The organism is Xanthomonas sp. NCPPB 901, assembly GCF_056725085.1.
Genome location: NZ_CM161511.1, coordinates 4354428 through 4380023, shown reverse-complemented (window position 1 = coordinate 4380023; position 25596 = coordinate 4354428). Strand labels below are relative to the sequence as shown.

The 25596-nt window shown below is 70.0% G+C and carries 30 protein-coding genes; 16 read left to right on the top strand and 14 right to left on the bottom strand.

What is annotated here, in order from left to right; all coding sequences use genetic code 11:
• Positions 1 to 192 precede the first annotated feature (192 nt).
• Positions 193 to 672 (bottom strand): Lrp/AsnC family transcriptional regulator, encoded by a 480-nt coding sequence (locus tag AC1PME_RS18605; protein ID WP_307552663.1) that lies wholly within the window; start codon positions 670 to 672, stop codon positions 193 to 195.
• Between the two features lie 111 nt (positions 673 to 783).
• Here AC1PME_RS18605 and AC1PME_RS18600 point away from each other — a divergent pair, with 111 nt between their 5' ends.
• From AC1PME_RS18600 to AC1PME_RS18590, 3 genes are all read left to right on the top strand, one after another.
• Positions 784 to 1713: a DMT family transporter gene (locus AC1PME_RS18600; RefSeq protein ID WP_481096651.1), complete on the top strand. Its 930-nt coding sequence runs from the start codon at positions 784 to 786 to the stop codon at positions 1711 to 1713.
• A 177-nt stretch (positions 1714 to 1890) separates the two neighbouring features.
• The gene (locus AC1PME_RS18595; RefSeq protein ID WP_307552659.1) at positions 1891 to 2829 is read left to right on the top strand and encodes an ABC transporter ATP-binding protein; all 939 of its coding nucleotides are present in this window, start codon (positions 1891 to 1893) and stop codon (positions 2827 to 2829) included.
• Positions 2826 to 3587 carry an ABC transporter permease gene (locus tag AC1PME_RS18590; RefSeq protein WP_254459300.1) on the top strand — a complete coding sequence of 254 codons (762 nt, stop codon included), beginning with the start codon at positions 2826 to 2828 and terminating at the stop codon, positions 3585 to 3587. Before AC1PME_RS18595 ends, AC1PME_RS18590 begins: the two co-directional genes overlap by 4 nt.
• 78 nt (positions 3588 to 3665) lie before the next feature.
• Here AC1PME_RS18590 and AC1PME_RS18585 read toward each other — a convergent pair whose 3' ends face one another.
• Complete coding sequence (locus AC1PME_RS18585) at positions 3666 to 3908, bottom strand: DUF3297 family protein (RefSeq protein WP_048492240.1); 243 nt, start codon at positions 3906 to 3908, stop codon at positions 3666 to 3668.
• Positions 3909 to 4056: 148 nt separating this feature from the next.
• Here AC1PME_RS18585 and AC1PME_RS18580 point away from each other — a divergent pair, with 148 nt between their 5' ends.
• Positions 4057 to 4596: a DUF6630 family protein gene (locus tag AC1PME_RS18580; RefSeq protein WP_307552656.1), complete on the top strand. Its 540-nt coding sequence runs from the start codon at positions 4057 to 4059 to the stop codon at positions 4594 to 4596.
• Between the two features lie 640 nt (positions 4597 to 5236).
• On the opposite strand, the gene AC1PME_RS18575 is transcribed toward AC1PME_RS18580, so the two are convergent.
• From AC1PME_RS18575 to msrB, 6 genes are all read right to left on the bottom strand, one after another.
• Positions 5237 to 5521: a DUF4031 domain-containing protein gene (locus AC1PME_RS18575; protein WP_254459298.1), complete on the bottom strand. Its 285-nt coding sequence runs from the start codon at positions 5519 to 5521 to the stop codon at positions 5237 to 5239.
• A 9-nt stretch (positions 5522 to 5530) separates the two neighbouring features.
• A complete protein-coding gene (locus AC1PME_RS18570) occupies positions 5531 to 6043 on the bottom strand; it encodes a hypothetical protein (protein ID WP_254459297.1) in 513 nt (170 codons plus the stop codon).
• Positions 6044 to 6150: 107 nt separating this feature from the next.
• Complete coding sequence (motB, locus tag AC1PME_RS18565) at positions 6151 to 7299, bottom strand: flagellar motor protein MotB (RefSeq protein WP_481096650.1); 1149 nt, start codon at positions 7297 to 7299, stop codon at positions 6151 to 6153.
• Positions 7300 to 7306: 7 nt separating this feature from the next.
• The gene (motA, locus tag AC1PME_RS18560; protein ID WP_254459295.1) at positions 7307 to 8161 is read right to left on the bottom strand and encodes a flagellar motor stator protein MotA; all 855 of its coding nucleotides are present in this window, start codon (positions 8159 to 8161) and stop codon (positions 7307 to 7309) included.
• A 115-nt stretch (positions 8162 to 8276) separates the two neighbouring features.
• On the bottom strand, positions 8277 to 8675 hold the full coding sequence (locus AC1PME_RS18555; RefSeq protein ID WP_481096649.1) for an MliC family protein: 399 nt from the start codon (positions 8673 to 8675) through the stop codon (positions 8277 to 8279).
• A 37-nt stretch (positions 8676 to 8712) separates the two neighbouring features.
• Entirely contained in the window at positions 8713 to 9177 is a 465-nt protein-coding gene (msrB, locus tag AC1PME_RS18550; protein WP_481096648.1) for a peptide-methionine (R)-S-oxide reductase MsrB, read from the bottom strand.
• Positions 9178 to 9314: 137 nt separating this feature from the next.
• Here msrB and AC1PME_RS18545 point away from each other — a divergent pair, with 137 nt between their 5' ends.
• Positions 9315 to 9764 (top strand): hypothetical protein, encoded by a 450-nt coding sequence (locus tag AC1PME_RS18545; protein WP_254459292.1) that lies wholly within the window; start codon positions 9315 to 9317, stop codon positions 9762 to 9764.
• Between the two features lie 122 nt (positions 9765 to 9886).
• On the top strand, positions 9887 to 10267 hold the full coding sequence (locus tag AC1PME_RS18540; protein WP_048492458.1) for a baeRF12 domain-containing protein: 381 nt from the start codon (positions 9887 to 9889) through the stop codon (positions 10265 to 10267).
• Positions 10268 to 10288: 21 nt separating this feature from the next.
• On the opposite strand, the gene AC1PME_RS18535 is transcribed toward AC1PME_RS18540, so the two are convergent.
• Entirely contained in the window at positions 10289 to 10768 is a 480-nt protein-coding gene (locus tag AC1PME_RS18535; RefSeq protein WP_017908762.1) for an Lrp/AsnC ligand binding domain-containing protein, read from the bottom strand.
• A gap of 136 nt (positions 10769 to 10904) precedes the next feature.
• On the opposite strand from AC1PME_RS18535, the gene AC1PME_RS18530 reads away from it, so the two are divergent.
• Entirely contained in the window at positions 10905 to 12212 is a 1308-nt protein-coding gene (locus tag AC1PME_RS18530; protein ID WP_254459291.1) for a D-amino acid dehydrogenase, read from the top strand.
• Entirely contained in the window at positions 12191 to 13273 is a 1083-nt protein-coding gene (gene alr / locus AC1PME_RS18525) for an alanine racemase (protein ID WP_481096647.1), read from the top strand. Before AC1PME_RS18530 ends, alr begins: the two co-directional genes overlap by 22 nt.
• A 47-nt stretch (positions 13274 to 13320) precedes the next feature.
• Here alr and AC1PME_RS18520 read toward each other — a convergent pair whose 3' ends face one another.
• Positions 13321 to 13890: a DUF3016 domain-containing protein gene (locus AC1PME_RS18520; protein ID WP_254459289.1), complete on the bottom strand. Its 570-nt coding sequence runs from the start codon at positions 13888 to 13890 to the stop codon at positions 13321 to 13323.
• A 191-nt stretch (positions 13891 to 14081) separates the two neighbouring features.
• Here AC1PME_RS18520 and AC1PME_RS18515 point away from each other — a divergent pair, with 191 nt between their 5' ends.
• The 5 genes from AC1PME_RS18515 (at position 14082) to AC1PME_RS18495 (ending at position 18795) form a co-directional block, all read left to right on the top strand.
• Positions 14082 to 14552 carry a hypothetical protein gene (locus AC1PME_RS18515; RefSeq protein ID WP_481096646.1) on the top strand — a complete coding sequence of 157 codons (471 nt, stop codon included), beginning with the start codon at positions 14082 to 14084 and terminating at the stop codon, positions 14550 to 14552.
• Between the two features lie 19 nt (positions 14553 to 14571).
• On the top strand, positions 14572 to 14820 hold the full coding sequence (locus tag AC1PME_RS18510) for a hypothetical protein (RefSeq protein WP_481096645.1): 249 nt from the start codon (positions 14572 to 14574) through the stop codon (positions 14818 to 14820).
• Positions 14821 to 14985: 165 nt separating this feature from the next.
• Entirely contained in the window at positions 14986 to 16989 is a 2004-nt protein-coding gene (locus AC1PME_RS18505; protein WP_481096644.1) for a PAS domain-containing hybrid sensor histidine kinase/response regulator, read from the top strand.
• 76 nt (positions 16990 to 17065) lie between these two features.
• Positions 17066 to 17386, top strand: a complete 321-nt coding sequence (locus AC1PME_RS18500; protein ID WP_254459285.1) for a DUF3247 family protein — start codon at positions 17066 to 17068, stop codon at positions 17384 to 17386.
• Between the two features lie 74 nt (positions 17387 to 17460).
• Positions 17461 to 18795 (top strand): PQQ-dependent sugar dehydrogenase, encoded by a 1335-nt coding sequence (locus AC1PME_RS18495; RefSeq protein WP_481096643.1) that lies wholly within the window; start codon positions 17461 to 17463, stop codon positions 18793 to 18795.
• Between the two features lie 210 nt (positions 18796 to 19005).
• Here the strand turns inward: AC1PME_RS18495 and AC1PME_RS18490 are convergent, their stop codons facing one another.
• Positions 19006 to 19824: an IS110 family transposase gene (locus AC1PME_RS18490; protein ID WP_481096642.1), complete on the bottom strand. Its 819-nt coding sequence runs from the start codon at positions 19822 to 19824 to the stop codon at positions 19006 to 19008.
• Positions 19825 to 20382: 558 nt separating this feature from the next.
• Positions 20383 to 20646 carry a hypothetical protein gene (locus AC1PME_RS18485; RefSeq protein WP_017908770.1) on the bottom strand — a complete coding sequence of 88 codons (264 nt, stop codon included), beginning with the start codon at positions 20644 to 20646 and terminating at the stop codon, positions 20383 to 20385.
• A gap of 143 nt (positions 20647 to 20789) precedes the next feature.
• On the opposite strand from AC1PME_RS18485, the gene AC1PME_RS18480 reads away from it, so the two are divergent.
• Together AC1PME_RS18480 and AC1PME_RS18475 are read left to right on the top strand one after the other, a co-directional pair.
• Positions 20790 to 21863 carry a class I SAM-dependent methyltransferase gene (locus tag AC1PME_RS18480; RefSeq protein ID WP_307552635.1) on the top strand — a complete coding sequence of 358 codons (1074 nt, stop codon included), beginning with the start codon at positions 20790 to 20792 and terminating at the stop codon, positions 21861 to 21863.
• Positions 21860 to 22567, top strand: a complete 708-nt coding sequence (locus AC1PME_RS18475) for a pseudouridine synthase (RefSeq protein ID WP_254459282.1) — start codon at positions 21860 to 21862, stop codon at positions 22565 to 22567. Before AC1PME_RS18480 ends, AC1PME_RS18475 begins: the two co-directional genes overlap by 4 nt.
• 186 nt (positions 22568 to 22753) lie before the next feature.
• On the opposite strand, the gene AC1PME_RS18470 is transcribed toward AC1PME_RS18475, so the two are convergent.
• The gene (locus tag AC1PME_RS18470) at positions 22754 to 23320 is read right to left on the bottom strand and encodes a DUF1415 domain-containing protein (RefSeq protein WP_254459281.1); all 567 of its coding nucleotides are present in this window, start codon (positions 23318 to 23320) and stop codon (positions 22754 to 22756) included.
• A gap of 16 nt (positions 23321 to 23336) precedes the next feature.
• Positions 23337 to 24266, bottom strand: coding sequence for a LysR family transcriptional regulator (locus AC1PME_RS18465; protein ID WP_307552630.1), 930 nt, complete (start codon positions 24264 to 24266; stop codon positions 23337 to 23339).
• Between the two features lie 143 nt (positions 24267 to 24409).
• On the opposite strand from AC1PME_RS18465, the gene AC1PME_RS18460 reads away from it, so the two are divergent.
• Positions 24410 to 25594 (top strand): muconate/chloromuconate family cycloisomerase, encoded by a 1185-nt coding sequence (locus AC1PME_RS18460; RefSeq protein WP_254459279.1) that lies wholly within the window; start codon positions 24410 to 24412, stop codon positions 25592 to 25594.
• Positions 25595 to 25596 lie beyond the last annotated feature (2 nt).

The window sequence follows — 25596 nt, the reverse complement described above, 5'->3', positions numbered from 1 at the left end:
GAATCGGGAATGGGGATTCGTGAAAGCGGGTTCCTGGCGCCGTTCCGGGCAGGGCGGCCTGTGTCTTCCCGCGGGCAGCCGGTTCGAGGGTCTTCGTCTCTGCCTGCAATGGGCGGCACGCCGCCGCCGCTCGCCTACGCCGCTGGCGCTGCGAGGCCTGCCCACGCGGCAGCGCACGGCTAGTACCCCGCGCTAGACATCCTCGGCCAGCGGCGGCAGCCGCCTGGGCACCGGGGTCGATTTCACGATCGCGGTATTGGTTTCGGCGCGTTCGCTGACTTTCGCCAGGATGCTGTCCAGATGCTGGATGGTGCGCAGGTACAGCCGGCAGACGAAGCAGTCTTCGCCGGTCACCTTGTCGCATTCGACGACCTCCGGAATGCGTTGCAGCAGTTCCTCCACCAGATGCAGCTGCCCCGGCAGCGGCTTCACCCGCACGATCGCCTGCAAGGTGTAGCCGAGCGTGCGTGGGTCGAGCTCGACCGCGAACCCGGCGATCACGCCCTGGTGCTGCAGCCGGCGCATGCGGTCGGCGGTGGCGGGCGCCGACAGGCCGATCTGCCGGGCCAGTTCGCTGGTCGCCATGCGCGCATCCTGCGCCAGCGCGGCAAGGATGGCGCGATCGGTCGCATCGAGCGTGGCGGCGGCTGGAGGGGAAAGGCGATTTTGCATGATAGCTTTCCTTTCGAAGGCAAATTTTGCGAAATGCCTAATTTAAAGCATGTTCTCGTGCGGTGGCGGTTTCTACAATGACTGCCATTCGTCGCCTTGAAAGGAACCGGGATGGCCTCCAACGAGATTCGCCGTGGCGCGGCCGAGATGGTCGTGGCCATGCTCATGTCCGGCACGATCGGCTGGCTGGTGGTGTCCTCGCGGCAGTCGCCGGTCAATGTGGTGTTCTTCCGCTGCCTGTTCGGCGCCGCCACCCTGGTCATCGTCTGTGCAGCCATGGGGCTGTTGCGCCGCAATGCGTTCTCGCCGCGGATGCTGGCGCTGGTGCTGCTCGGCGGGGTCGCGATCGTGGCGAACTGGCTGCTGCTGTTCGCCGCCTACGAGCGCGCCTCGATCTCGATGGCCACCGCCGTCTACAACACGCAGCCGTTCATGCTGGTCGGCCTGGGCGCGATCGTGTTCCGCGAGCGCATCAGCGCCTCGACCGTGGCGTGGCTGGCGGTGGCGTTCGTCGGGCTGGTGGGGGTGGTGCGCATCGCGCCGGCCGTGCTCGCGGTGCCCGGCGAGTACCTGCAGGGCGTCGCGCTGGCGCTGGGCGCGGCGTTTCTGTACGCGGTGTCCTCGATCGTCACCAAGCGCCTGAAAGGCACGCCGCCGCACCTGCTGGCGCTGCTGCAACTGGGGATCGGCATCGTGCTGCTGGCGCCGTTCACGCACTTCGATGCCTTGCCGTCCCGTCCTGGCGAGTGGCTGGATCTGGTCGTGCTCGGCGTGGTCAACACCGGGGGGATGTATGTGCTGCTGTACGGCGCCATCCAGAAGTTGCCGACCGCGATGATCGGGGCGCTGTCGTTCATCTATCCGGTGGTGGCGATCGCCGTCGATCGCATCGCCTTCGGCCAGTCGCTGGCGTGGACGCAGGTGCTCGGGGCGCTGCTGATCCTGCTGGCGGCGGCCGGGGTCAACTTCGGCTGGCGCGTGCTGCCGTGGCCGCGCCCGGCGCGACCGAGCGCCGGCAGGCTCGACACCGGCAAACGCTAGCCGGCGTTCGCCACCGCCACGGCGGCGCTGGCGCTGGCGCTCGGCGCGTGCAGGCACTGGTTCGCGCACTGTCCCGCATCCGGGAGAGTGCTTCCGCCGGATCGGGATTTATCCATCACGATCCGGCTTCTACCCTGGGGACCGTTTCCGCGCCCGCCGCGCGTCCAGGGAGTTCCCGTGTCGCCGATCATTTCCGTGCAACAGCTCACCAAGACCTACGCCGGGGGCTTCCAGGCGCTCAAGGGCATCGACCTGGAGATCCGCCGCGGCGAGATCTTCGCCCTGCTCGGCCCCAACGGCGCCGGCAAGACCACGCTGATCAGCATCATCTGCGGGCTGGTCAATCCCAGCAGCGGCCGGGTGCTGGCCGACGGCCACGACATCGTGCGCGACTACCGCGCCGCGCGCGGCAAGATCGGCCTGGTGCCGCAAGAGCTGGCCACCGATGCGTTCGAGACGGTGTGGGCGACGGTGCGCTTCAGCCGCGGCCTGTTCGGCAAGCCGCGCGACGACGCGCACCTGGAGCGGGTGCTGCGCGAGCTGTCGCTGTGGGACAAGCGCGGCAGCCGCATCTCCACCCTGTCCGGCGGCATGAAGCGGCGCGTGCTGATCGCCAAGGCGCTGGCGCACGAACCCGCCATCCTGTTCCTGGACGAACCCACCGCCGGCGTCGACGTGGAGCTGCGCCACGACATGTGGCAGATGGTGCGGCGCCTGCGCGAGCAGGGCACCACCATCATCCTGACCACGCACTACATCGAGGAGGCCGAGGACATGGCCGACCGTGTCGGCGTGGTCAACCGCGGCGAACTGGTGCTGGTGGAGGACAAGCGCACGCTGATGCGCAAGCTCGGCAAGAAGCAACTGGCGCTGACCCTGCAGGCGCCGCTGCCGGCGTTGCCGCCGGCGCTGGCGGCGCAGCCGCTGGAACTGTCCGCCGACGGCGCGACGCTGACCTACACCTACGATGCGCAGGCCGAGCAGAGCGGCATCGGCCCGCTGCTGCGGCAACTGGAGGAGCAGGGCGTGGCGATCAAGGACCTGCGCTCCAGCGAGAGTTCGCTGGAGGAGATCTTCGTCAACCTGGTGCGGCCGGCCGCGCAGGTGCGCGCATGAACCTGCACGCGATCGCCGCGATCTACCGTTTCGAGATGGCGCGCACCTTCCGCACGCTGACCCAGTCCATCGCCTCGCCGGTGCTGTCGACCTCGCTGTACTTCGTGGTGTTCGGCGCGGCGATCGGCTCGCGCATGGGCGCCATCGACGGCATCAGCTACGGCGCCTACATCATCCCCGGGCTGGTGATGCTGTCGCTGCTCAGCGAAAGCATCTCCAACGCCTCGTTCGGCATCTACATGCCGCGCTGGGCCGGCACCATCTACGAGGTGCTGTCGGCGCCGGTGGCGTGGTGGGAGGTGGTGGTCGGCTACGTCGGCGCGGCGGCGAGCAAGTCGGTGCTGCTGGGCCTGCTGATCCTGCTCACCGCGCGCGCCTTCGTGCCGTACGAGATCGCCCATCCGCTGTGGATGTTCGGCTTCCTGGTGCTGACCGCGCTGACCTTCAGCCTGTTCGGTTTCATCATCGGCGTGTGGGCCGACGGCTTCGAGAAGCTGCAGGTGATCCCGCTGATGGTGATCACGCCGCTGACCTTCCTCGGCGGCAGCTTCTACTCGATCAACATGCTGCCGCCGCTGTGGCAGAAGATCAGCCTGTTCAACCCGGTGGTGTACCTGGTCAGCGGCTTCCGCTGGGCGTTCTACGGCAAGGCCGACGTGCACATCGCGGTCAGTCTGGGCATGACCCTGGGGTTCCTGGCGCTGTGCCTGGGCGTGGTCTGGGCGATCTTCCGCAGTGGCTACCGGCTCAAGCCCTGAGGCGCGGCGCCGAGGGCCGTGGCCTGCGGCCCAGCGCCGTCGCGTGCCGGCAGGCGTTGCGCCTGCCGGCGGCCGCGCCTACTTGGCGTCGAGCCAGAACGCTTCGACCTGGCCCTTGACCTTCATGGTCATCGGGTTGCCGCGGCGGTCGCGCGCCTTGCCGACCTGCACGCGGATCCAGCCTTCGCTGATCGAGTACTCCTCGACGTTGTCGCGCTCCACGCCGTTGAAGCGGATGCCGACGCCGCGCGACAGCGTCTCGGCATCGTGGAACGGGCTCTGCGGGCTGACCGCCAGGCGGTCGGGGGGCGTGTCGGACATCGTGATGGCTTCGCGTGACGGCGGACAGCGCCGTCTTCCGGGCTGCGAAGGATAAACGCCCGCGGCGCCGTTGCCGAGTTCGGCGCTTCCGTCGCCGCGCCCGGCGCGGCACACTGGCAATCCCCGTGATGCCCGATGCGCCGCCGCCATGCCCGACAACAGCGCCGACTACGACGATCCCGACGACCTGTTCGACGACGACGACGATCCGGACACCCAGCAGGGCCTGATCTGGAACCTGCTGCTGCTGATCAATCCGGGCGACGAGGAAAGCGCACTGCGCCAGTTCGACGCCTACCGCGAAGCCGCCGGCGAGGCCGAGCGCGAGGACGCGGACTGGTTGTGGACGCTGAAGGACGCGATCGACTGGCGCGCGGGCTTCTACGTCGACGGCCACGACCGCGAGGCGCTGATCGGCGCGATCGACGAACTGGCCGCGCGCTGGAACCTGCGCATCGACTGGGGCGGCGACGTCGACGACGCCGATTTCCTCGAGGACCACGACAGCGCCGCGCTGCTGGCCGTGGCCTACGACCGCCTGCGCGAGCACGGCTACAGCATCTGGTGCTGGGACGCCGGCAGCGAGATCCGCGCCGGCTGGATGGCGCTCAGCCGCGACGACCAGGACATGCAGCGCCTGGCCGCGATCCTGGGCATCGACCTGCGCCCGGGCAGCGATCCGTTCTAGGCGCGCGTCAGTCGGCGCCCCGCCGTGCAGCAATGATTGGTGTTGTGGCCTTGTGTGCCAGGCATACGCAGCATCCTGTGGGAGCGATTTCAGTTGGGATGAGTGCAGCGGTCTGATTTTCTGGCGTCGGATGCAGTCGGGACTGAAGTCCCTCCCACAGTGCGCCCAGCAGCCTGTCGCAAGCGCCTGCAGGAGCGGCTTCAGCCGCGACGAACGAAGTCGGGACCGCACCGTTTGCGGCGAATGTCGGAGCTAAAAACACTACCGCGGAGCACCAGCACGCATCCGCAGCTCCCTGTAGGAGCGACGTCAGCCGCGATGAGTGGAGCGTTCGAATTTTCTGGCGTCGGATGCAGTCGGGACTGAAGTCCCTCCCACAGTGCACCCGGCAGCTTGCCGCGAGCGGCTTCAGCGGCGACGAACGAAGCAGGGAGCGCATCGCCCGTGGTGAATGTCGGGGCTGAAGCGCCTTCCTGCCGTGCACCGGCAAGCTTCGGCAGCTCCCTGTGGGAGCGACTTCAGTCGCGACGCGTGGAGTCGTCAGACGCAGCCGTGTCGGCCGCTGCCGGAAGCGCTGGCCCAGTGCCTCCGCATGCCCGCGCCGCAGCAAGGCGTCGGACGCCGCTGCCGCCATCACGTTTCAATCGGCCTCCCCACGCGCCTGCGCGCGGGCATGGCGGATCAGGGTTTTCAGCAGCGCGCGATCGCTGTGCCGCGAGACCGGCACCGCGCCCAGGCGGATCGCTTCCTCGCGCAGGGCGGCCGGCACGTCGTAGTGGGCACCGCTGAGTTTGTTCTGGAAGGCGCGGCGGGGGATGCCCAGCCGCGCCGCCATGGCGTGCAGTTCGTCCAGGGTGTCGGCGAGCAGGTGGCCCCAGCGCTGGCCGCGCCAGGGATGCACCGCATCGTCGATGTAGACCGCCATCGCGCCCGGTCAGGCCGGCTTGTGCGTGCCGTCGGCATCCGCCGCGGTGTCCGCCGCCGCGCTGCTGTCGGCCTGCGCCGGCGCGGCATCGGTCGTCTCCGGCGCGTCGTCCGCGTCGGTCTGGTCCTCGGCCGCGCCGTCGCCTGCCGCGAACTCGGCGACCAGCGCGTCCAGGTACTCGGCCGGGGTCTGGCCGGCCTCGGCCGCCAGCGCATCGATCATCTGCTGCAGCTGCGCCGAGTATTCGAGGGTGATGGTGTTGCCTTCCTGCTCCTGCAGGTTGGCCAGGTGCTTGAGCATCGCCAGCATCGGCACCGGATTGTCGGCATTGCCCATGGTCTGGCCGCCGACCGCCAACAGCCACTGGCGGCCCTGCAGGCCGATCGCGGCCAGCACGCGGCCGCTCTGGTCCTGCAGCACGGCGTGGTTGGCGATGGGCTGCTCGCGGCCCAGGCGGGCGAAGGGGCGCGGCGACTGCTGCTTCTTGCGCTTGTCGCGCTTGGCTTTGGATTGCTTGGACACGGCGGTCTCGTTAACGAAGTGGCAGCCATTGTAAGCGCCGCACCGTGTGCGGTCCCGCCGCGGCGATCGTAATCCGTGTGGGCGGCCTGGGGGCGCGCCGCGCGAGGTCAGCGCGCGACGGCTGCCTCGGCGCCGGCGGGGGCGGCATTGCTCGCCACCGGTGCGCTGCCGTTGATGCTGCGCAAGGCCTCGCGTGCGGCGGCGGCCGCCGCTTCCGGCGAGGTGGTGCGCGGTTCGGCGATCTGCACCGAGGCCTTGGCCGGCGCGGCCGCGGGCGCACCCTTGCCGGCGGCCGGTGTCGCCGCCGCGTCCGTCGCCGCCGCGCTCAGGTCCGGCACCTTGGTGTCGGCATCGGGCTGCACCGTGCCCAGGGCGACGCTGTGGTCGCCGTCGGCCGTGGCGGCTTCCTCGGCATCCTTGGTCATCACCACGATGCTGATGCGGCGGTTGATCGGATTGTTCGGCACCTGCTTGTCGAACAGCACCGACGAGGACAGCCCGACCACGCGCGAGACCTTGTCCTCGCCCATGCCGCCGGCAACCAGTTCGCGGCGCGCGGCATTGGCGCGGTCCGCGCTCAGTTCCCAGTTGCTGTAGCCGTTCTTGGCGCTGTACTGGGTGACGTCGGTGTGGCCGGTGATGCTGATGTGGTTGGGCACCTGGTTGATGAAGCCGGACAGCTCATGGAGGATGCCGCGGGTATAGGGCTTGAGCACCGCGCTGCCGAGGTCGAACATCGGCCGGTTCTCCTTGTCCACGATCTGGATGCGCAGGCCGTCCGGGGTCAGGTCCAGCAGCAGCTGGTCCTTGAACGGTTCCAGCGCCTGACTCTTGTCGATGGCCTGCTTCAGCTCCTGCATCAGCGTTTCCAGGCGCTCCTTCTCCTTCTCGCGTTGGCTGGATTTGCTGTTGTCGCCCTTCAGGCTCTTGCTGCCGAACGGATCCTTGTTGTTGCCACGCTGCATCTCGCCGGCGCCGCCGAGCTTGATCATCGAGGTGCTGGCGCCGCCGGGGCCGGCCATACCGGGACTCGGCGCCGGGCTCTTGCCGGCCAGCGGGCTCGGATTGCGGAAGTATTCGGCGATCGCCGCGCGCTGTTCCTTTGTGGTGGCCGCCACCAGCCACAGCACCAGGAAGAACGCCATCATCGCGGTCACGAAGTCGGCATAGGCCACCTTCCACGCGCCGCCGTGGTGGCCGCCGCCCTGGACCTTCTTGACCCGGCGGATGACGACGGTGGATTTGGTCTCGGCCATGACCGCGTTACTTGATCGTCTTCAGATGCGATTCGAAGTCGGCGAAGCTCGGCCGCACGTCGGTCGGCAGGGTCTTGCGCGCGAATTCGAGGGCGATCTTCGGGTTGTAGCCGCGCAGGCAGGCCAGCAGCGCGGTCTTCACCGATTCGAAGATGCGGCTGTCCTGCTCGGCGCGGGCTTCCATCGCCGCCGACAGCGGCGCGACGAAACCGTAGGCCAGCAGGATGCCGAGGAAGGTGCCGACCAGCGCGGCGCCGACGTGGTGGCCGATCTCTTCGATCGGGCCGCCGATCGAGCCCATGGTGATGACGATGCCCAGCACCGCGGCGACGATGCCGAAGCCGGGCAGGCCGTCGGACACCTTGCTCAGCGCATGCGCCGGCGCCATCGCCTCGTGGTGGTGCTTCTCCAGCTCCAGTTCCAGCAGCGGCTCCAGTTCGTGCGGCTCGATGTTGCTGCCGATCATCAGGCGCAGGCAGTCGGTGATGAAGTCGAGCAGGTGGTGGTCGGCCAGCACTTTCGGATAGTTGCCGAAGATGGCGCTGTCGGCCGGGCGCTCGACGTGGTCTTCCAACGCCATGAAGCCGTCGCGGCGCGCCTTGTTCAGCAGTTCGTAGATCAGGGTCAGGGTGCTGCGGTAGTCGTCGGCCTTGTACTGCGGGCCCTTGAACACGCCCAGCACGCCGGTCAGCGTCGCCTTGACGATCTTGCCCGGGGTGCTGACCAGGAACGCGCCCAGCGCCGCGCCACCGATGATCATCAGCTCGTAGGGCTGCCACAGCGCGCCCAGTTTGCCGTGCGACAGCACGTAGCCGCCGACCACGCTGATGATGACGACGATGAAGCCAACGATGATGAGCATGGCGGGGGCAGCCTGCGGGCCGGAGCGGGGACGCTCTAGATGTCGGCCCCGCGGCGCCATTCTGAAGGTGTGAACTGTGCCGGGTTTTTGGCGGCCCGGGCGGCCGACCGGCGGCTCAGCCGGTCATGCCGCTGTCGTGGCGGACGCATTTGAGCGTCTTGCCCACGCCCGCCAGGGTCAGCGTGGCCTGGTCCGGCTGCGACTGCAGGAAGACATTGCCCAGCGCATCGGTGTAGCGCGCGCCGGTGCCGGCATCGGTGCGCTGCATGTCCAGGCGGGTGCCGCGCACCTGCAGGGCCAGGCGCTCGCGGGCCGGATCGGCGGCCGCCTGCACCAATTCCTCGCCGCAGCGCCACTGCATGGGCAGGGCATCGGCCTGCAGGCCGGGCGCGGCGGTCGGCGAGGACGCGGCCGCCGCGGGGGCGGCCGGCGGCGGCGGGCCGGGGCTGCGCTGGCAGGCGCCCAGGCCCAGGAGTAGCGGCAGGAGCAGGACGGGACGCAACGGGGTATGCATACCGGTGTCTCCCTGTGGCGGCGCGGCGGCGCCGGAATCAGGCCGGTTCGCTCTCGCCACCGCCGCGGTGCAGCGGGTTGGGCAGCGCCTGGCCCTGTTCGGTGAAGTGCAGCGAGACCGAATTCAGGCAGTGGCGCTCGCCGCTCGGCGGCGGGCCGTCCGGGAACACGTGGCCGAGATGGCTGTCGCAGCGGGCGCAGACGATCTCGGTGCGGATCATGCCGTGGCTGGTGTCGCGCAGTTCGCGCACGTGGTCGGGGTGGTAGGGCGCGAAGAAGCTCGGCCAGCCGGTGCCGGAATCGAACTTGGCGCTGGAGCGGAACAGCGGCAGTCCGCACAGCCGGCAGGTGTAGACGCCCTCCAGCTTGTTGTCCAGGAACACGCCGCAGAACGGCGCCTCGGTGCCGTGCTGCAGCAGCACCCGGCGTTCCTCCAGGTTCAGTCCGGCCACCAGCTGCTCGCGTTCGGCGACGGTGGGGGGCGCGAGGTCGAATCGGCGCATGGCGGGGCCCGTGGCTGGAAGAGGGAAAACAACATGAGGGCTGTACGGGGCGGATCAAGCGCGCCGGCGCGGCGTCGACGCGCCGCCGCCGATGCGCTAGCGTGGAATCCTCTTCCCGGTCCGTCGATGGAGCCCTCGTGAACCGCTTGCTGCCATGTGCTGCCGCCGTCGTCCTGCTCGTGCCGGCGCTCGCCGCCGCGCAGGCGCTCAAGCCGGTGCCCGGCGCACCGGCCGGCAATCGCGACGCCAATACCTTGCAGTCCGCGCCACCGCCGCCGCCCTCGGTGGCCAGCCGTCTCGACGCGCGGCCGCCGGCGTCGGCCACCGCGCCCAAGGCCACACCGGTGTCGTCCAGCCTGGACGAGCGGCCGCAAGGAAAGACCCGGCACCGGCGCGCGGCCAGCCCCGCAACACAGGCCGCCGCGGTCGCCGACCCGTCCGGGCGCCGTCCGGTCCGCCTGTACGACCGCAGCGGCCAGGTGATCCCCGGGGCGATGCAGGTGGGGCCGAACCGCGCGCTGGACACGCGCACCGGCCGCTACTACAACACCGTGCCCAGCGGCGACGGGGTCCGCATCCAGGACTGATGCGGCGGCGTCAGGGCGGCCAACGCGCGGCGAACGCTGCGTGGCCGCCATCCTCACAAATCGGTTCCTAGACTGCCCCGACGGCCGCGATTCGCGCGGCGCCACGTTCGCCAGGAGAACCGATGAGCAAGCTTCCCGACAACACTCTGATCGTCGTCGCCGATCGCACCAGCGCGCGCCTGTTCCGGGTCAATCTGGCCGGCGAGACCGCGCTGCTGGAGCAGACCGAGGTGCTGAACCCGACGCCGATCGAGGGTGTGGAGGACGGCGACCGGCCGATGACCATGGACGAGGCCGGGTTCGTGCGCCAGGTGGCCGAGCGCCTGTACCAGGACGCGCTGCGCGGGCAGGTGGAGCACCTGATGCTGGTCGCCGACCCGCATACGCTGGGGCAGTTGCGGCCGCTGCTGCACAAGGAGGTCCAGAAGCGGGTGGTGGCCGAACTGGCCAAGAACCACGCCAATTCCTCGCGCGACGACTTGGAGAAGCTGCTGGTTTCCTGACCTGCGCCCAGCGCGAAACGCTCAGTCGGCGATCGGCAGGCTGAGAGTTTCCTTCACTTCCTCCATCACGATGTAGCTCTTGGACTCGCGCACGTGCGGCAGGGTCAGCAGGGTGCTGCCCAGCAGCTTGCGGTAGGACGCCATCTCGCTGATGCGCGCCTTGAGCAGGTAGTCGAAGTCGCCCGAGACCAGGTGGCATTCGAGCACGTTGGGCAGCTTCAGCGCGGCGCGGCGGAATTCCTCGAAGATGTCGCCGGACTTGTAGGCCAGGCTGATCTCCACGAATACCAGCAGGCTGGCCTTGAGGTAGTGCGGGTCCAGCCGCGCGTAGTAGCCGGTGATGGCGCCGTCGCGTTCCAGTCGCCGCACCCGCTCGGTGCACGGTGTGGTCGACAGGCCGACCCGCTCGCCCAGTTCGGTGAAGGAAATGCGCCCTTCCTGCTGCAGGATGCGCAGGATCTTGCGGTCGATCTTGTCCAGTTCGCGGAGGCGTGCGGCCATGCGGGCGGGTCTCAGGGGTTTGGCCTGCAGGGCCGGCAGAAATCAGGAGAAAATCCTGGGTTGTGCTGCCTATACTGCACCGAACTTCTGTCCTGGCGCCATCCAGCCAGGGAATTGATCCGAACGGAGTAAGCGCATGCGGGTTCTGGTTCTCGGCAGCGGTGTGATCGGCACGGCCACGGCGTGGTATCTGGCCCGCAACGGCTGCGAGGTGACGGTGGTCGACCGCCAGCCGGCGGCCGGCCTGGAGACCAGTTATGCCAATGCCGGGCAGGTCTCGCCCGGCTACGCCTCGCCCTGGGCGGCGCCCGGGGTGCCGCTGAAGGCGCTGAAATGGCTGTTCCAGCGCCATGCGCCGCTGGCGATCACCCCCACCGCCGACCTGCAGCAGTACCTGTGGCTGGCGCAGATGCTGCGCAACTGCACCGCCGAGCGTTATGCGATCAACAAGGCGCGCATGGTGCGCCTGTCCGAGTACAGCCGCGACTGCCTGGACCAGTTGCGCGCCGAGACCGGCATCGCCTACGAAGGCCGCCAGCTCGGCACCACCCAGTTGTTCCGCACCCAGCAGCAGTTGGACGGCGCGGCCAAGGACATCGAGGTGCTGCGCGAGTACGGCGTGCCCTACGAACTGCTGGACCGCGCCGGCATCGCCCGGGTCGAGCCGGCCCTGGCCAGCGCGCCGGCCAGCCTGGTCGGCGCGCTGCGCCTGCCCAACGACCAGACCGGCGATTGCCGCCTGTTCACCCAGCGCCTGGCGGCGATGGCCGCCGCGGCCGGCGTGCAGTTCCGCCAGGGCGAGACCATCGAGGCCCTGCAGGCAGACGGCGATCGCATCGACGGCGTGCGCATCGGCGGCCGGCTGGAACGCGCCGACCGCTACGTGGTCGCGCTGGGCAGCTATTCACCCGGCCTGCTGGCGCCGCTGGGCATCCGCCTGCCGGTGTATCCGCTGAAGGGCTATTCGCTGACCCTGCCGATCCGCGACGCGGCGCTGGCGCCGACCTCGACCATCCTCGACGAGAGCTACAAGGTGGCGATCACCCGCTTCGACGAACGCATCCGCGTCGGCGGCATGGCCGAGCTGGCCGGCTTCGACCTGTCGCGGCCGGCGCGGCGCCGCGCCACCCTGGAGAAGGTCGTCAACGACCTTTACCCGCGCGGCGGCGACCTGGCCGCGGCCGAGTTCTGGACCGGGCTGCGCCCGGCCACGCCGGACGGCACGCCGGTGGTCGGCGCCACCGGCTACCGCAACCTGTTCCTCAACACCGGCCACGGCACGCTGGGCTGGACCATGGCCTGCGGCTCGGGCCGTTACCTGGCCGACCTGATGGTCTCGCGGCAGCCGCAGATCAGCGGCGAGGGCCTGGACATCTTCCGTTATTCCCGCGGTTCCGCCGCATCCGTCGCCGAGGCCGTCGCGTGCGCCCAGCCCGTGCATTGATCGACCTCGACGCGCTGCGCCACAACTACCGCCTGGCCCGCCGGCTGAGCGGCGGCAAGGCGCTGGCGGTGGTCAAGGCCGATGCCTACGGGCACGGCGCGGTGGCCTGCGCGCGCGCGCTTGACGGCGAGGCCGACGGCTTCGCGGTGGCCTGCATCGAGGAGGCGCTGGAGCTGCGCCAGGCCGGCATCGCCGCGCCGATCCTGCTGCTGGAAGGCATCTTCGACGCCGAGGAACTGCCGCTGGTCGCCGAACACCGGCTGTGGTGCGCGGTCGCCTCGCCCTGGCAGGTGGAGGCGATCGCCGCCTTCGCCGCGCCGCAGCCGCTGTGCCTGTGGCTGAAGCTGGACAGCGGCATGCACCGGCTCGGCCTGGCGCCGGCGGAATTCCGTGCCGCGCACGCGCGGCTGAGTGCGTTGCCGCAGGTCGAGCGGCTGGTGCTGATGAGTCACTTCGCCCGCGCCGACGAGCTGGACAGCGCGCGCACGCAGGAGCAGGTGGAGGTGTTCCGCCAGGCCAGCGCCGGCCTGGCCGGCGAGACCAGCCTGTGCAACTCGCCGGCGCTGCTCGGCTGGCCGGGCCTGCGCAACGACTGGGGACGCCCGGGCCTGATGCTGTACGGCGCCGATCCGTTCGCCGCGGCGGCCACGCTGCCCGGCGAACTGCGCCCGGTGATGACCCTGCAGTCCCGCATCATCTCCGTGCGCGAGCTGGCACCGGGCGAGCCGGTCGGCTATGGCGCGCGCTTCGTCGCGGCGCGGCCGACCCGGGTCGGCGTGGTGGCGATCGGCTATGCCGACGGCTATCCGCAATTCGCGCCCAACGGCACGCCGGTGCTGATCGACGGCGCGCCCGGCGAGCTGATCGGACGCGTGTCGATGGACATGCTGACCGTGGACCTGACCGACCACCCGCAGGCCGGCCTCGGCAGCGAGGTGCAGTTGTGGGGCGAGCAGCCGCGCATCGACGCGCTGGCGGGGCGTTGCGCGTCCAGCGCCTACCGGCTGCTGTGCGGCCTCAAGCGCGCCCCGCGCGCCCCGCGCGTCTACCTCGGCGCGTGAGCCATGGCTGACGGCGCCGGCGCGATGCCGGCGCCGCGCGTGCGCTCTCAGCGCTCGGCGACCGCGCTGTCCTTGCGGAACTGGCGGCGCAGCCAGTCGTCGAGCATGCGCTTTTCGTAGCGCAGCGGGTCGGTACTCAGGCCGACCGAGCTGTTGTACAGATAGCTGGGGTCCATCAGCTTGGGCTGGCCCTGCGCCAGCACCTGGCCGTCGGCGCCGTACAGGGTGAAGTCCAGGCTGATCCGCGGCGGGTACAGGTCGCGCATCACCCGCACGTCGTTCCAGTTCGGGCCGTGCCACGGCTCGAAGTCGCCGGCGCGCTTGATGTCGGTGAGCTTGATGTCCAGGCGCTGGCCGGGCTGCAGTTGCTTGGCGGCCTGCTTCTGCAGATAGGCGGCCAGGTCCTGTACCCAGTCGCCGCGTTCGGCTTCCCAGCGGTTGCGGCTCTGCCGCAGTTCGCTGAAGGTGGCCGGATCGGCCCAGCTCACCTGCACCGGGCCGTCGCTGCTGAGGCTGCGCGGGGCCTGCGGGTCGGTGACGTTGCGGATCTCGGCGGAGGCGCCGCCTGCCCACAGGCAGGCAACAGCCAGCGCCGTCCAGGCATAGCGGATCTTCATGACGGATCTCCAGGAGGCGTACGCCCAGTGTGTGCCTGTGCCGGCGCGCCCGCAATCGCGGCGACGGGCGCGGCGGCGGCCGTTGGCCGCCGATTCATCCGTGCGGCATGACGGGCGGATCACGCCGCCTCGCCGCCTGCTTCACGGCGCGCGCGCCAACATGGAGGCCATTGGAGTGATGCGGGGATCGCATGAAGACGCCGTTGTTCCACCAGGCCCACACCGGCAGCGATGTGCGCCTGCAGTTCATCGACTGGGCCAAGCGCCACGGGCACAGCCCGGCCAGCGGCGCGGCCGCGTTCGTCGAGCATCAGGCCAACCTGGACGATGCGGCACGCCAGTTGCGGCTCAATCCTGGCGACGACGTGCGCCAGCTGTTGCGGCGCTACCTGGCCTCGCTCGGCGAGGCGCGGGACGTGGCCGTGCAGTTCCCGCCCAGCTACCACTATCGCAGCCCGCAGGGGCAGAGCTTCCGCTACACCCTGACCCTGGTGCTGGCCGAGGACGGCGTGGAGTGGAAGGCGCGGGTGTGGACCGGCCTGGAGTACCTGGGCCTGATCGTCGGCCGCGGCGCCGGCCCGCGCGCCAACTACTCGCGCCTGGCGCGGATGGCGGTGGAGCACGAACTGGCCGGCGACGCGCCGCGTTTCGCGCTGGGTTGAGTAATTCAGGAACGTTGTCATGTCCGTCGTCAGTGCACCTGAGCGCGCCGTGGTCCCCGAAGAATGCCGTCGGCACTGCCGGCAGCTGGGACCGGCGCGCGTGCAGCAGTTGCTGGCCGCGTCGTCGCCGCCGCCTTGGCGCGAAGAGGCCGAGCGCTGGCTGGAAGAGCAGGCGCTGCGCAATGCGCGCCTGACCCAGTGGATGGTGCTGGCTGGCATCGGCCTGTCGCTGCTGGGCATCGTGCTGGTGGTCGCCTTCCTCTGGTGACGGGGTCGGGTGAGCGCGAGCGCCGCAGACCCGGCGGCTTGACGGCGGCAGAGTGGCTTAACAAGATGGGGGGCCGTCTCGCGATTCTCGGCGCGCCGCTGTCGGCGCCACGGATGCGCGGCGATTTCATCCGTGGTCGCAGGCCGCTTCTAGAGCTACTCCGTCATGCATGCCAGTCCAGACTCCACCGCGTCTTCGTTCGCGCAGGCGACGAACCTGCATTACCGCGAAATCTTCGACAAGATCGACTCCGGCTTCTGCGTGATCCAGGTGCTGTTCGACGATGCCCAGCGTGCGGTGGACTACGTTTTCCTGGAGGTCAATCGGGCGTTCGAGCGCGAAACCGGCATACGCGACGCGGTCGGCCGACGCATGCGCGAACTGGCGCCGACCCATGAGGAGCATTGGTTCCAGCTGTATGGCGAGGTCGCGCTGAGCGGACGCTCGGCCAAGTTCGAGAATTTCTCCACGCCGCTGGGACGCTGGTGGACCGTGGATGCGTTCCGGATCGGCGCGCCCGAGCAGCGCCTGGTCGCCGTGCAGTTCCTCGACGTCACCGAGCGCAAGCGGGTGGAGCGCGACCTGGCCGAGAGCGAGGCGCGCTTCAGCGCGCTGGCCGAGGGCCTGCCGATGCCGGTGTGGGTGCTGGACGCCCAGGGCGAACTACGCTTCACCAATACCGCCTATGCCGAATTCTTCGGCATCGATCTGGATACCGACACGGCGCGCCCGGGCTGGGGCGACGTGCTGCATCCGGAGGACGTGGGCGTGTTCGCCTACGAACTGCGCAACGCGCTGCACGACCAGCGCAACCTGCGCGCGCTGGTGCGCGCGCGCCGCCACGACGGCGAATGGCGCTGGGTGGAGATGACCGCGGTGCCGCGCTATTCCGCCGAGGGCCAGTTCATCGGCCTGGCCGGCAGCAGCCCGGACGTGACCGAGCGCCGCGACATCGAACTGGCGCGCGAGCAGCTGCTGGAGTCCGAGCGCAGCGCACGCAACGCCGCCGAGAGCATGGCGCGGCTGAAGGACGAGTTCCTGGCCACGCTCTCGCACGAACTGCGCACGCCGCTGACCACCATCCTCGGCTGGAGCGACCTGCTGCTGCAGCGGCTGCCGCCGGGCGACCCCAGCAGCAAGGGTTTGTCGGTCATCGCCAGCAGCGCGCGCGCGCAGCAGCGGCTGATTTCCGACATGCTCGATCTCAGCAGCATGCTGCTGGGCAAGGTGCAGCTGGAAGTGGAGGCGCTGGACCTGGCCGAGCAGGTGCGCGAGGCGATGCGCGCGCAGGAGCCCGTGGCCGAAGGCAAGGACCAGGCGCTGAGCCTGCAGGCACCGGCGCAGCCGTGCAGGGTGCTGGGCGACGCCACGCGCCTGCAGCAGGTGTTCTGGAACCTGCTGTCCAATGCGATCAAGTTCACGCCCGCGCACGGGCGCATCGCGCTGGCGATCGAGCTGGAGGACGACGGCCAGCACGTCAGCGTGGCGGTGCGCGATTCCGGCGACGGCATCCCGCCGGAATTCCTGCCGCATCTGTTCGGCCGCTTCCGCCAGGCCGACAGCACCACCACGCGCCTGCACGGCGGCCTCGGCCTGGGCCTGGCGATCGTGCAGCAGCTGGTGGAGATGCACGGCGGCCAGATCAGCGCGGCCAGCGAAGGCCGCGGCTGCGGTTCGGTGTTCACCGTGCGCCTGCCGCTGCACCGCGACGCGCCGGGCTCGCGCCCGCTGCGCGAGGTGCGCGCGTTCGCGATGGCCGAGCAGGTGGTCGAGGCGTATTCGCTCAAGGGCGTGCGCCTGCTGGCGGTGGAGGACCAGCCGGACATGCTCGACTACCTGCGGCGCCTGCTTGAGGAGCAGGGCGCGGAGGTGGTGGCGGTGGGGTCGGCCAGCGAGGCGCTGGGGGTGCTCGACGGCGGCGGCCATGCCACGATCGACGTGATGGTGACCGACATCGGCATGCCGGGCATGGACGGCTACGGCCTGATCCGCACCGTGCGCGAGAACATGGGCCTGGACGCGGACGAACTGCCGGCGGTGGCGGTGACCGCGCTGGCGCGCGCCGACGATCGCCAGCGTGCGTTGCAGTCCGGCTTCCAGGAGCACCTGGCCAAGCCGTACAGCGTGGCGCAACTGGTCTCCGCGGTGCGCTTCGCGCGGCAGCGCTAGGGCCGGCCCTGCGCTCTTGCCCGCCGGCTCACGCCGGCGGCGCTAGGCTGCCGCGGTCCCTCCACGGAGTCCGCCGATGACCCAGTATGCCGAGCGTATCCACACCGACCAGGCGCAGATCCAGGCGCTGGAAGCGTTGATCCTGCAACTGCCCGGCCAGGCGCATGTGCGTATCGAGTTGAACGACGGCAGCGTGTGCTTCGGCACCGTGTCGGTGCGCCCCAGCATCCAGCAGTTCCGCGACGCCGACGGCAACGAGGGCAGCAATGCGCAGGTGCGCATCGACGACCTCGACGATCCGGCCCAGCATCGCTACCTGTGGCTGGACCAGATCCGCAGCGTGCGCCCGCTGCCGCCGCGGCCCTGGGACGTCGACCCGCGCAGCGAGGGCTCTTGACGCGTCTTTCACTCTTTCCGCGCCGGGGCTGTGCATCATCGGCGTTCCCCCGAGCTTCCGGATATCCAAGACACATGGTCATGTCTTCGCCGATTCGCGCCCGTTGGGTGTTGTGTGCGCTCAGTGCCGCCTTGCTCGCCGCCTGCGGCGACACCGCCAAGCACTCCATCGAGGAGGGCATGGGACCGGATCCGGTGCTGCCCGACCCGGTCAAGCGCATGATCCCCACGGTCAAGGTCGCCGAGGTCAAGCGCTGGGCCGATGGCGCCGCGCCGGTGCCGGCCGCCGACCTGGCGGTGCAGGCGTTCGCCCGCGACCTGGACCATCCGCGCTGGCTGTACGTGCTGCCTAATGGTGACGTACTGGTCGCCGAGACCGCCGAGCCGCCGGCGCCGGACAAGGACAGCGGCGGCCTGCGCGACAAGATCCAGGGCGCGATGATGGCCAAGGCCGGCGCCAGCGTGCCCAGCGCCAACCGCATCACCCTGCTGCGCGATGCCGACGGCGACGGCGTGGCCGAGGTACGCACGCAGTTCCTCAAGGGCCTGTATTCGCCGTTTGGCATGGCCCTGGTCGGCGACCGCCTGTATGTGGCCAACGCCGATGCGCTGGTCAGCTTCCCGTACAAGGACGGCGATACCCAGATCACCGCCGCGCCCAGCTTCGTCGCCAACCTGCCCGGCGGCATCAACCACCACTGGACCAAGAGCCTGCTGGCCAGCCGCGACGGCAAGAAGCTGTACGTGGGTGTCGGTTCCAACAGCAACGTCGCCGAGAACGGCATGGAGCAGGAACTCAACCGCGCCGCGATCCTGGAAGTGGACGCGGCCAGCGGCGCCACCCGCGTGTTCGCCAGCGGCCTGCGCAATCCGGTCGGCCTGGCCTGGCAGCCCGGCACCGACACGTTGTGGACCGTGGTCAACGAACGCGACGAGCTCGGCAGCGACCTGGTGCCCGATTATCTGACCTCGGTGCGCGAAGGCGGTTTCTACGGCTGGCCGTACAGCTACTACGGCCAGCACGTGGACGAGCGCGTGCAGCCGCAGAACGCGGAAATGGTGGCCAGCGCGATCAAGCCGGACTATGCGCTGGGCGCGCATACCGCCTCGCTGGGCCTGGCCTTCTACGAAGGCGCGCTGCTGCCGCCGACCTACCGCGGCGGCGCCTTCATCGGCCAGCACGGTTCTTGGAACCGCGACCCGCCGTCGGGCTACAAGGTGATCTACGTCCCCTTCGTCAACGGCAAGCCCAGCGGCAAGCCGCAGGACGTGCTGACCGGCTTCCTCGACGCCGAAGGCCGCGCGCAGGGCCGCCCGGTCGGCGTGGCCGTGGACAAGCCCGGCGCCCTGCTGGTGGCCGACGACGTCGGCAACATCGTGTGGCGGGTGACGCCGAAGCCTGGCAAGTGAGGGGCGGGCGCGCTGCACGCGCCTGCCTGCACTATGCGTAGGAGCGGCGACGCGGACGTCGTGGTGATGAAGCCCGGTCGCGGCTGAAGCCGCTCCTACGCATGCCTTGGTCGACACGGCGCGGCATAGGGCCCGAGCGATCGCGCATCGCGCTGTTCGCGGTTGCGCCGTGCAACGCCGCGATGCAGATGCGCCCGTAGGAGTCAACTGTCATGCCCCAGCGATAACCGGAGGAGCGTACGGTGCCTGATCGCGCGCGATGGCATTGAGCCAGCGCAGGAACTTGTGCATGCAGGCGACGATGGCGACCTTGGCCGGCTTGCCGGCCGCGCGCAAGCGCGCGTAGGTGTTGGCCAAGGGGGATTTGGCGCGGATGCTGGCCCAGGTGGCCATGTACAGCACGCCTCGCACGTCGGCACGGCCGCCTTTGATGCGACGTCGGCCTTTCCAGCAGCCGCTGTCGTGATTGAACGGGGCCAGCCCGACCAGGGCGGCGAGCTTGCGTGGCGGCAGCGTGCCCAGCTCTGGCAACCGCGCGGCCAGCACTGCGCGCAGGATCGTGCCGAGCCCAGGTACCTTGGGCAAGCTCGAGCAGGTCTTGCCCTGCTGCTCGATCTCCTGCGTCAATGTCTGGATCTGCTGGTTCAGCAGGGCGATCACCTCTCGGCAGCGGTGTTGCACCTTGGCGCTGGTGATGTGTTCCAGGCGCCGCCGATGGGCATCGCGCTGGCCCACCAGGGTGGCACGCAGGTCCAACAGTTCGCGAAGAGACTGCTGGTGCTCGGGCACCACGGTCGTGGGCGTGGTCGGGATGTGCTGGGCGGCGATGGCCAGCAGGCGCGCGTCCAGGGCGTCGGTCTTGGCCTGCAGGCCCAAGGCTTGGGCTAGCTTGCGCGGACGATCGGCGGCCATCCGCACTGCCGGCGGGGCCGCCTCTCGGAGCACCCGCAGCACGGCATGTTCGTAGCCGCCACTGGCTTCCAGCACGATCCGCTCGCAGCCCAGCTCCACCAGGCGTTGGGCCAGCACACGCTGCCTGTGGCGTATTGGGTTGGGTCCAGGCCTGCTCGTCCGGCAGGACATGAATGACCAGTTCGGCCTTGGATACATCGATCCCGACATAGCGCCGCATAGACGTTCTCCGCAGTAGACTCAGGAACGAGAGCACTCCTGCCGATGCCCATGCTTGTGGAGTTCGAGCTCGCGACTCGGGCAACTGTTCGGGCTGATGAGGCAGGAGATACGGGGTGCGGCGGCGCTGACTCCTACTCGTGCTTGCTGGCACTGCGGCTAAACGGCCTGCCGCACTCCGCTCTCACCTACAACGATAGACCCTCATTTGACACAAGCGGCTTCAGCCGCGACGGGCGTGATCGGTAATGCCTGTCGCGGCTGAAGCCGCTCCTACATTGGGAAAAGGTGACCGCATTTGCGGTCGGAAAGAGATGGAACAGAGGCGTGGGGCGCAGCAAAACGGCCTGCAATCGCCCTCGTAGGAGCGGCTTCAGCCGCGACCGACGCATTCACAGGAACGCCTGGCTCGCGGTTAAACCCACCCTGCAACGGTTCCTACATCGACTGCTGCCGTCAATGCTCCACCGGCGCCGGCTCCACACCGAAACGGCGGGCATAACCGCGTTCGTTGAACACCCGTTCGACTTCGGTGTCGCCCAGTTCCGGAGCGGCGTAGACGGCATAGACCACGCTGCCGTCGTCGCGCGCGCCGCGCTGGTGCAGGCGGTAGCGCGGACGCCCGGTGCCGGTGTTCTCCGGGTAGTGCAACGGCGGCTGGCTGCCATCCAGGTCCACTTCGCTGTTGTCGACGACGCCGCCGATGAACACTGCGCGCATGCTGCCTCTCCAGTCGTTGGGTGCCTTGCAGCCTAGGCGCGCCGATGTTGCCGGAACATCAATGATGCGTTGGATTCGCGCAAAATCCGGACGGTGGCGCGCTGCCGGTAGAATGCGCGTCCCTGTCCCGACGACCACGCCCGATGCCGGCTGCGCAAGACGCCCCCCTCGACACCCTGTTCCTGCCGTTCGCCCAGGGCGTGTTGCGCTGGCCTGCGGGCAAGGTGCTGTTCCTGCGCGCCCGCGACGGCTGGGCGCTGCGCCAGCACGCGCAGCCGCCGGCGCAGTTGGTCTGCGAACAGGACTACCGGCCGTTCGCCACGGCGCTGCAGCAGGGCGGCTGGACGGTGCGCGCCGAGCAGGACGGCGATGCCGATGCCGGCGGCTACGCGCTGGTGCTGGTGCTGCCGCCGCGCCAGCGCGAGGAAGCGCGGGCGCTGCTGGCGCGCGCCGTGGCGCTGGCCGCGCCGGGCGGCGTGGTGGTGGCCTGCCAGGCCAACAACGAGGGCGCGCGCTCCGGCGAGGACGACCTGCAGCAGCTGGCCGGCCTCGGCGGCAAGCTGACCAAGCACCACTGCCGGGTGTACTGGACCGCGCCGCTGCAGGGCGGCCACGACGCCGCGCTGCAGCAGCGCTGGGCGACGTTGGATGCGGTGCGGCCGATCCTGGACGGGCGCTTCCGCAGCCGTCCCGGCGTGTTCGCCTGGAACCGCATCGACCCGGCCTCGGCGCTGCTGGCCGAGCATCTGCCCGCCGACCTGCGCGGCCGCGCCGCCGATCTCGGCGCCGGCTATGGCTACCTGTCGGCGGAACTGCTGGCGCGCTGCCCGCAGCTGACCGCGCTGGACCTGTTCGAGGCCGACGCGCGTGCGCTGGCGCTGGCGCGCGCCAACCTGGCGCAGGCGCCGGCCGGCGTGGCGCTGGGCTTCCACTGGCACGACGTGACCGCGGGGCTGCCAGGGCAGTACGACGTCATCGTCAGCAATCCGCCGTTCCACGCCCCGGGGCGGATGGAACGGCCGGACATCGGCCGGCGCTTCATCGCGGTGGCGGCGCAGGCGCTGGCGCCCGGCGGGCGCCTGTTCCTGGTCGCCAACCGCCATCTGCCGTACGAGGCGGTACTCGATGCCAGCTTCGGCCAGACCGAGGTGCTCGCCACCCGCGACGGCTTCAAGCTGATCCACGCGGTGCGCAGCCGCGGCGGAGCGCGCCGATGAAACTGGTCAAGCATCTGGCCAACCTGGGCTACGGCAGCCGCAAGCAGGTGGCGCTGATGTTCCGCGAAGGCCGCATCACCGATGCCGAGGGCGAGGTGCTGTACGCCGACGACCAGGTGCCGCACGCGACGATCCGGGTCGACGGCGAAGCGCTGGATCCGCCGCCCGGGCTGATCCTGGCGCTGCACAAGCCGGTCGGCTACACCTGCTCGACCAAGGACCCGGGGCGCATCGTCTACGACCTGCTGCCGCCGCGTTTCCGCCTGCGCTCGCCGCTGCTGTCCACGGTCGGGCGGCTGGACCGCGACACCAGCGGCCTGCTGCTGATGACCGACGACGGCGCGCTGCTGCATCGCATCGTCTCGCCGAAGGCGCGGCTGGCCAAGGTCTACGAGGCCAGCCTGGCCGAGGACCTGCGCGGCGACGAAGCGGCGCAGTTCGCCAGCGGCACGCTGCTGCTCGACGGCGAGACCACGCCGCTGCTGCCGGTGGAGCTGGAGACGTTGGGGCCGCGCCAGGTGCGCGTGGCCCTGCACGAAGGCCGCTATCACCAGGTACGGCGCATGTTCGCCGCGGTCGGCAACCACGTCACCGCGCTGCATCGCAGCCGCATCGGCGGCTTCGGCCTGGGCGATCTGCCGGCCGGGCAGTGGCGGGTGCTGCAGGCGGCGGACGTGGCGGTGCTGTTTGAGGGCCGGGATTAGGGATTCGGGATTGGGGATTGGCAAAAGCGCATGGTGTCTGGAACGACGTGCGCGGCTCGCGTAGGAGCGGCTTCAGCGGCGACCGCGCCCCGCCTTTGCCAATCGCCAATCCCGACTCCCCAATCCCGACTCCCCAATCCCCAATCCCCAATCCCCAATCCCCAATCCCCAATCCCCAATCCCCAATCACGAATCCCGCCCCTCAACCGCCCGCTTCCAGCCCTCCAGGCCCAGCGTTTCCAGCGTCCGCAGATTGCGCTCCACGATCACGTCCGCGTCCGGGAAGGCGGCCACGGCACGCTCCACGCTGTCCTCGCGCAACAGGTGCAGGGTGGGGTAGGGCGCGCGGTTGGTGTAGTTGCCGATGTCGTCCGGTGCGGTGCCGGCGAACTGGTACTGTGGGTGGAAGCTGGCCACCTGCAGGATGCCCTGCAGGTCCAGCGCCTCGACCGCGGCGTCGGCGTTGTCGAGGAAGTCGTTGTAGTCCAGGAAGTCCTGCAGCACGTCCGGGTGCACGATCAGGGTGGTGTCGATCTGTTCGGCCGGGGTGTCGCGCAGCAGCACCAGTTCCTCGGCCAATTGTTCGAGCAGCGCCTCGGGCGTGCTCGCGTCGCTGAGCACGTAGCGGATCTGCTGCTTGACGTGCACCGCCTTGGCGAAGGGGCACAGGTTCAAACCGATCACCGCGCGTTCCAGCCAGCGGCGGGTGTCGCCCAGGTAGTCGGGCGCGTCGCCAGGGATCTCGTCGTGCATCGGTCGCGGAAGTGGCCTAGGGAAGGTGCAGGCGATTGTAGGCGGTGTCCAGCCACGCCGGCGCTTCCGTGTACATCTCGCGGATCAGCCGCTTGATCAGCGGCAGCAGCTCGGAGCTGTCGTTGCGGCGGTGGCTGAGGATGATCGGCGAGGTGGCGTGGGCGTCGTCGAGCAGCCGGTAGTGCAGGTCGCGGCGCAGCACCCGCACCGACGCGGGAATCACGCACACGCCCATCTCCGCGGCGACCAGGCCCAGCGCGGTCTGCAGTTCGCGCACCTCCTGCACCGCCAGCGGGCGGATGCCGCGGTCGTGCAGCAGCGACAGCACCTGGTCGGCGAAGCTCGGCCGCGGCTGGTTGGGGTAGACGATCAGGCGCTGCGCGTTCAGCGCCTCCGGTGCCAGCGGGGCGTCGGACGCTGCCAGCGGATGTTCCATCGGCAGCGCGACCACCAGGCGTTCCTCGCGCAGCACGAAGCGCTCCACCCTCTCGTCGTCGTGGCGGATGCGGCCCACGCCCAGGTCGATGCGGCCGGTCTTCAACGCCTCGATCTGCTCGCCGGACATCAGTTCCAGCAGGCGGATGTCCAGCGCCGGACGCTGCTGGCGCAGGCGCCGCACCAGCATCGGTAGGCCGCCGTAGAGCGCGGAGGCGACGAAGCCGATCGCGAACACGCGTTGCTCGCTGCGGCCGATCCGGCGCGCGGCGTCCTGCATCTGCTCGACCCGGCCCAGCACCTGCAGCGCTTCCTCGTAGAACAGCTTGCCGGCGTCGGTCAGCCGCAGCGGGCGGCTGCTGCGCACGATCAGGCGCGTGCCCAGTTGCTCCTCCAGGTGCTGGATCTGCCGGCTCAGCGGCGGCTGGGCGATATGCAGCAGTTCGGCGGCGCGGGTGAAATTGCGCTCGCGGGCGACCGCGACGAAGTAGCGAAGTTGGCGCAGGTCCATCGGAAGTCGTATTCGTTCGAGGTATGTTGCGCTGCAATAAAGCCAGCAATCATGCGGGTTACGCCAACAACATACCAAAAAGGTATGCAACGAGACCGACAGAGTCTTGGACGTGGCTGCGCGGCCGGCGCAGTGTGGCGCGCATGGACCCGTTGCCGACCCCCACCCGCCGCACCGCCCCCACCGTCGAGCGCGTCGAGACCCTGCTGCTCGACCTGCCGACCATCCGTCCGCACCGCCTGTCGGTGGCGACCATGCAGGGGCAGACCCTGATGCTGGTGCGCCTGCACTGCTCCGACGGCGTGGTCGGCCTCGGCGAAGGCACCACCATCGGCGGCCTGGCCTACGGCGCGGAGAGCCCGGAAGGCATGAAGCTGGCGATCGACCGCTACCTGGCGCCGCTGCTGGTCGGCGCCGACGCCAGCGGCGTGCAGGCGCTGATGCAGCGCATCGGCAAGCAGGTCAAGGGCAATCATTTCGCCAAGTGCGCGGTGGAGACCGCGCTGCTGGACGCGCAGGGCAAGCGCGTCGGGCTGCCGCTGTCCGAGCTGCTGGGCGGGCGCCTGCGCGAGCGCCTGCCGGTGGCCTGGACGCTGGCCTCGGGCGACACCGCGCGCGACATCGCCGAGGCCGAGCAGATGCTGGACCTGCGCCGGCACCAGGTGTTCAAGCTGAAGATCGGCGCGCGGCCGCCGGCCGAGGACATCGCCCACGTGGCCGCGATCAAGCGTGCGCTGGGCGCGCGCGGCGCGGTGCGGGTCGACGTCAACATGGCCTGGAGCGAGGCCGAGGCGGTGCGCGCGCTGCCGGCGCTGGCCGATGCCGGCTGCGAACTGGTGGAGCAGCCGGTGGCCTCGCGCGAGGCGATGCAGCGGCTGATGCAGCGCTTCCCGCTGGCGTTGATGGCCGACGAGATCCTGGCCGGGCCGGAGAGCGCGTTCCTGGCCGCGCGCGCGCCGGCGGCCGACGTGTTCGCGGTGAAGATCGAGCCGTCCGGCGGGCCGATCGCCGCGCAGAAGGTCGCCGCCATCGCCGAGGCGGCCGGCATCGGCCTGTACGGCGGCACCATGCTGGAAGGGCCGATCGGCACCGTCGCCTCGGCGCAGGTGTTCGCCACCTTCCCGCAACTGCAGTGGGGCACCGAACTGTTCGGGCCGCTGCTGCTGACCGAGCAACTGCTGACCGAGCCGCTGCGCTACGCCGACTTCCACCTGCACCTGCCCGCCGGCCCCGGCCTGGGCATCGCCCTGGACGAGGCGCGCGTGCAGGCCTTCCGCCGCGATCGCGGCCGCAGCGTGGTGGCGGTCAGCGCCACCGCGGAGGACTGAAC

Excerpts from the sequence above, each read along its gene's own strand:
- AC1PME_RS18505 (WP_481096644.1), top strand. The coding sequence starts at position 14,986 with ATGCATGCCAGTCCAGACTCCACCGCGTCTTCGTTCGCGCAGGCGACG.
- motB (WP_481096650.1), bottom strand. The coding sequence starts at position 7,299 with ATGGCCGAGACCAAATCCACCGTCGTCATCCGCCGGGTCAAGAAGGTC.
- AC1PME_RS18535 (WP_017908762.1), bottom strand. The coding sequence starts at position 10,768 with ATGGCCGCACGCCTCCGCGAACTGGACAAGATCGACCGCAAGATCCTG.
- AC1PME_RS18515 (WP_481096646.1), top strand. The coding sequence starts at position 14,082 with ATGAAGACGCCGTTGTTCCACCAGGCCCACACCGGCAGCGATGTGCGC.
- AC1PME_RS18465 (WP_307552630.1), bottom strand. The coding sequence starts at position 24,266 with ATGGACCTGCGCCAACTTCGCTACTTCGTCGCGGTCGCCCGCGAGCGC.
- AC1PME_RS18575 (WP_254459298.1), bottom strand. The coding sequence starts at position 5,521 with ATGGCGGTCTACATCGACGATGCGGTGCATCCCTGGCGCGGCCAGCGC.
- AC1PME_RS18590 (WP_254459300.1), top strand. The coding sequence starts at position 2,826 with ATGAACCTGCACGCGATCGCCGCGATCTACCGTTTCGAGATGGCGCGC.
- AC1PME_RS18480 (WP_307552635.1), top strand. The coding sequence starts at position 20,790 with ATGCCGGCTGCGCAAGACGCCCCCCTCGACACCCTGTTCCTGCCGTTC.
- AC1PME_RS18520 (WP_254459289.1), bottom strand. The coding sequence starts at position 13,890 with ATGAAGATCCGCTATGCCTGGACGGCGCTGGCTGTTGCCTGCCTGTGG.
- AC1PME_RS18600 (WP_481096651.1), top strand. The coding sequence starts at position 784 with ATGGCCTCCAACGAGATTCGCCGTGGCGCGGCCGAGATGGTCGTGGCC.
- AC1PME_RS18475 (WP_254459282.1), top strand. The coding sequence starts at position 21,860 with ATGAAACTGGTCAAGCATCTGGCCAACCTGGGCTACGGCAGCCGCAAG.
- AC1PME_RS18510 (WP_481096645.1), top strand. The coding sequence starts at position 14,572 with ATGTCCGTCGTCAGTGCACCTGAGCGCGCCGTGGTCCCCGAAGAATGC.
- AC1PME_RS18605 (WP_307552663.1), bottom strand. The coding sequence starts at position 672 with ATGCAAAATCGCCTTTCCCCTCCAGCCGCCGCCACGCTCGATGCGACC.
- AC1PME_RS18495 (WP_481096643.1), top strand. The coding sequence starts at position 17,461 with ATGGTCATGTCTTCGCCGATTCGCGCCCGTTGGGTGTTGTGTGCGCTC.
- AC1PME_RS18540 (WP_048492458.1), top strand. The coding sequence starts at position 9,887 with ATGAGCAAGCTTCCCGACAACACTCTGATCGTCGTCGCCGATCGCACC.
- AC1PME_RS18555 (WP_481096649.1), bottom strand. The coding sequence starts at position 8,675 with ATGCATACCCCGTTGCGTCCCGTCCTGCTCCTGCCGCTACTCCTGGGC.
- msrB (WP_481096648.1), bottom strand. The coding sequence starts at position 9,177 with ATGCGCCGATTCGACCTCGCGCCCCCCACCGTCGCCGAACGCGAGCAG.
- AC1PME_RS18580 (WP_307552656.1), top strand. The coding sequence starts at position 4,057 with ATGCCCGACAACAGCGCCGACTACGACGATCCCGACGACCTGTTCGAC.
- AC1PME_RS18500 (WP_254459285.1), top strand. The coding sequence starts at position 17,066 with ATGACCCAGTATGCCGAGCGTATCCACACCGACCAGGCGCAGATCCAG.
- motA (WP_254459295.1), bottom strand. The coding sequence starts at position 8,161 with ATGCTCATCATCGTTGGCTTCATCGTCGTCATCATCAGCGTGGTCGGC.
- AC1PME_RS18485 (WP_017908770.1), bottom strand. The coding sequence starts at position 20,646 with ATGCGCGCAGTGTTCATCGGCGGCGTCGTCGACAACAGCGAAGTGGAC.
- AC1PME_RS18585 (WP_048492240.1), bottom strand. The coding sequence starts at position 3,908 with ATGTCCGACACGCCCCCCGACCGCCTGGCGGTCAGCCCGCAGAGCCCG.
- AC1PME_RS18470 (WP_254459281.1), bottom strand. The coding sequence starts at position 23,320 with ATGCACGACGAGATCCCTGGCGACGCGCCCGACTACCTGGGCGACACC.
- AC1PME_RS18460 (WP_254459279.1), top strand. The coding sequence starts at position 24,410 with ATGGACCCGTTGCCGACCCCCACCCGCCGCACCGCCCCCACCGTCGAG.
- AC1PME_RS18530 (WP_254459291.1), top strand. The coding sequence starts at position 10,905 with ATGCGGGTTCTGGTTCTCGGCAGCGGTGTGATCGGCACGGCCACGGCG.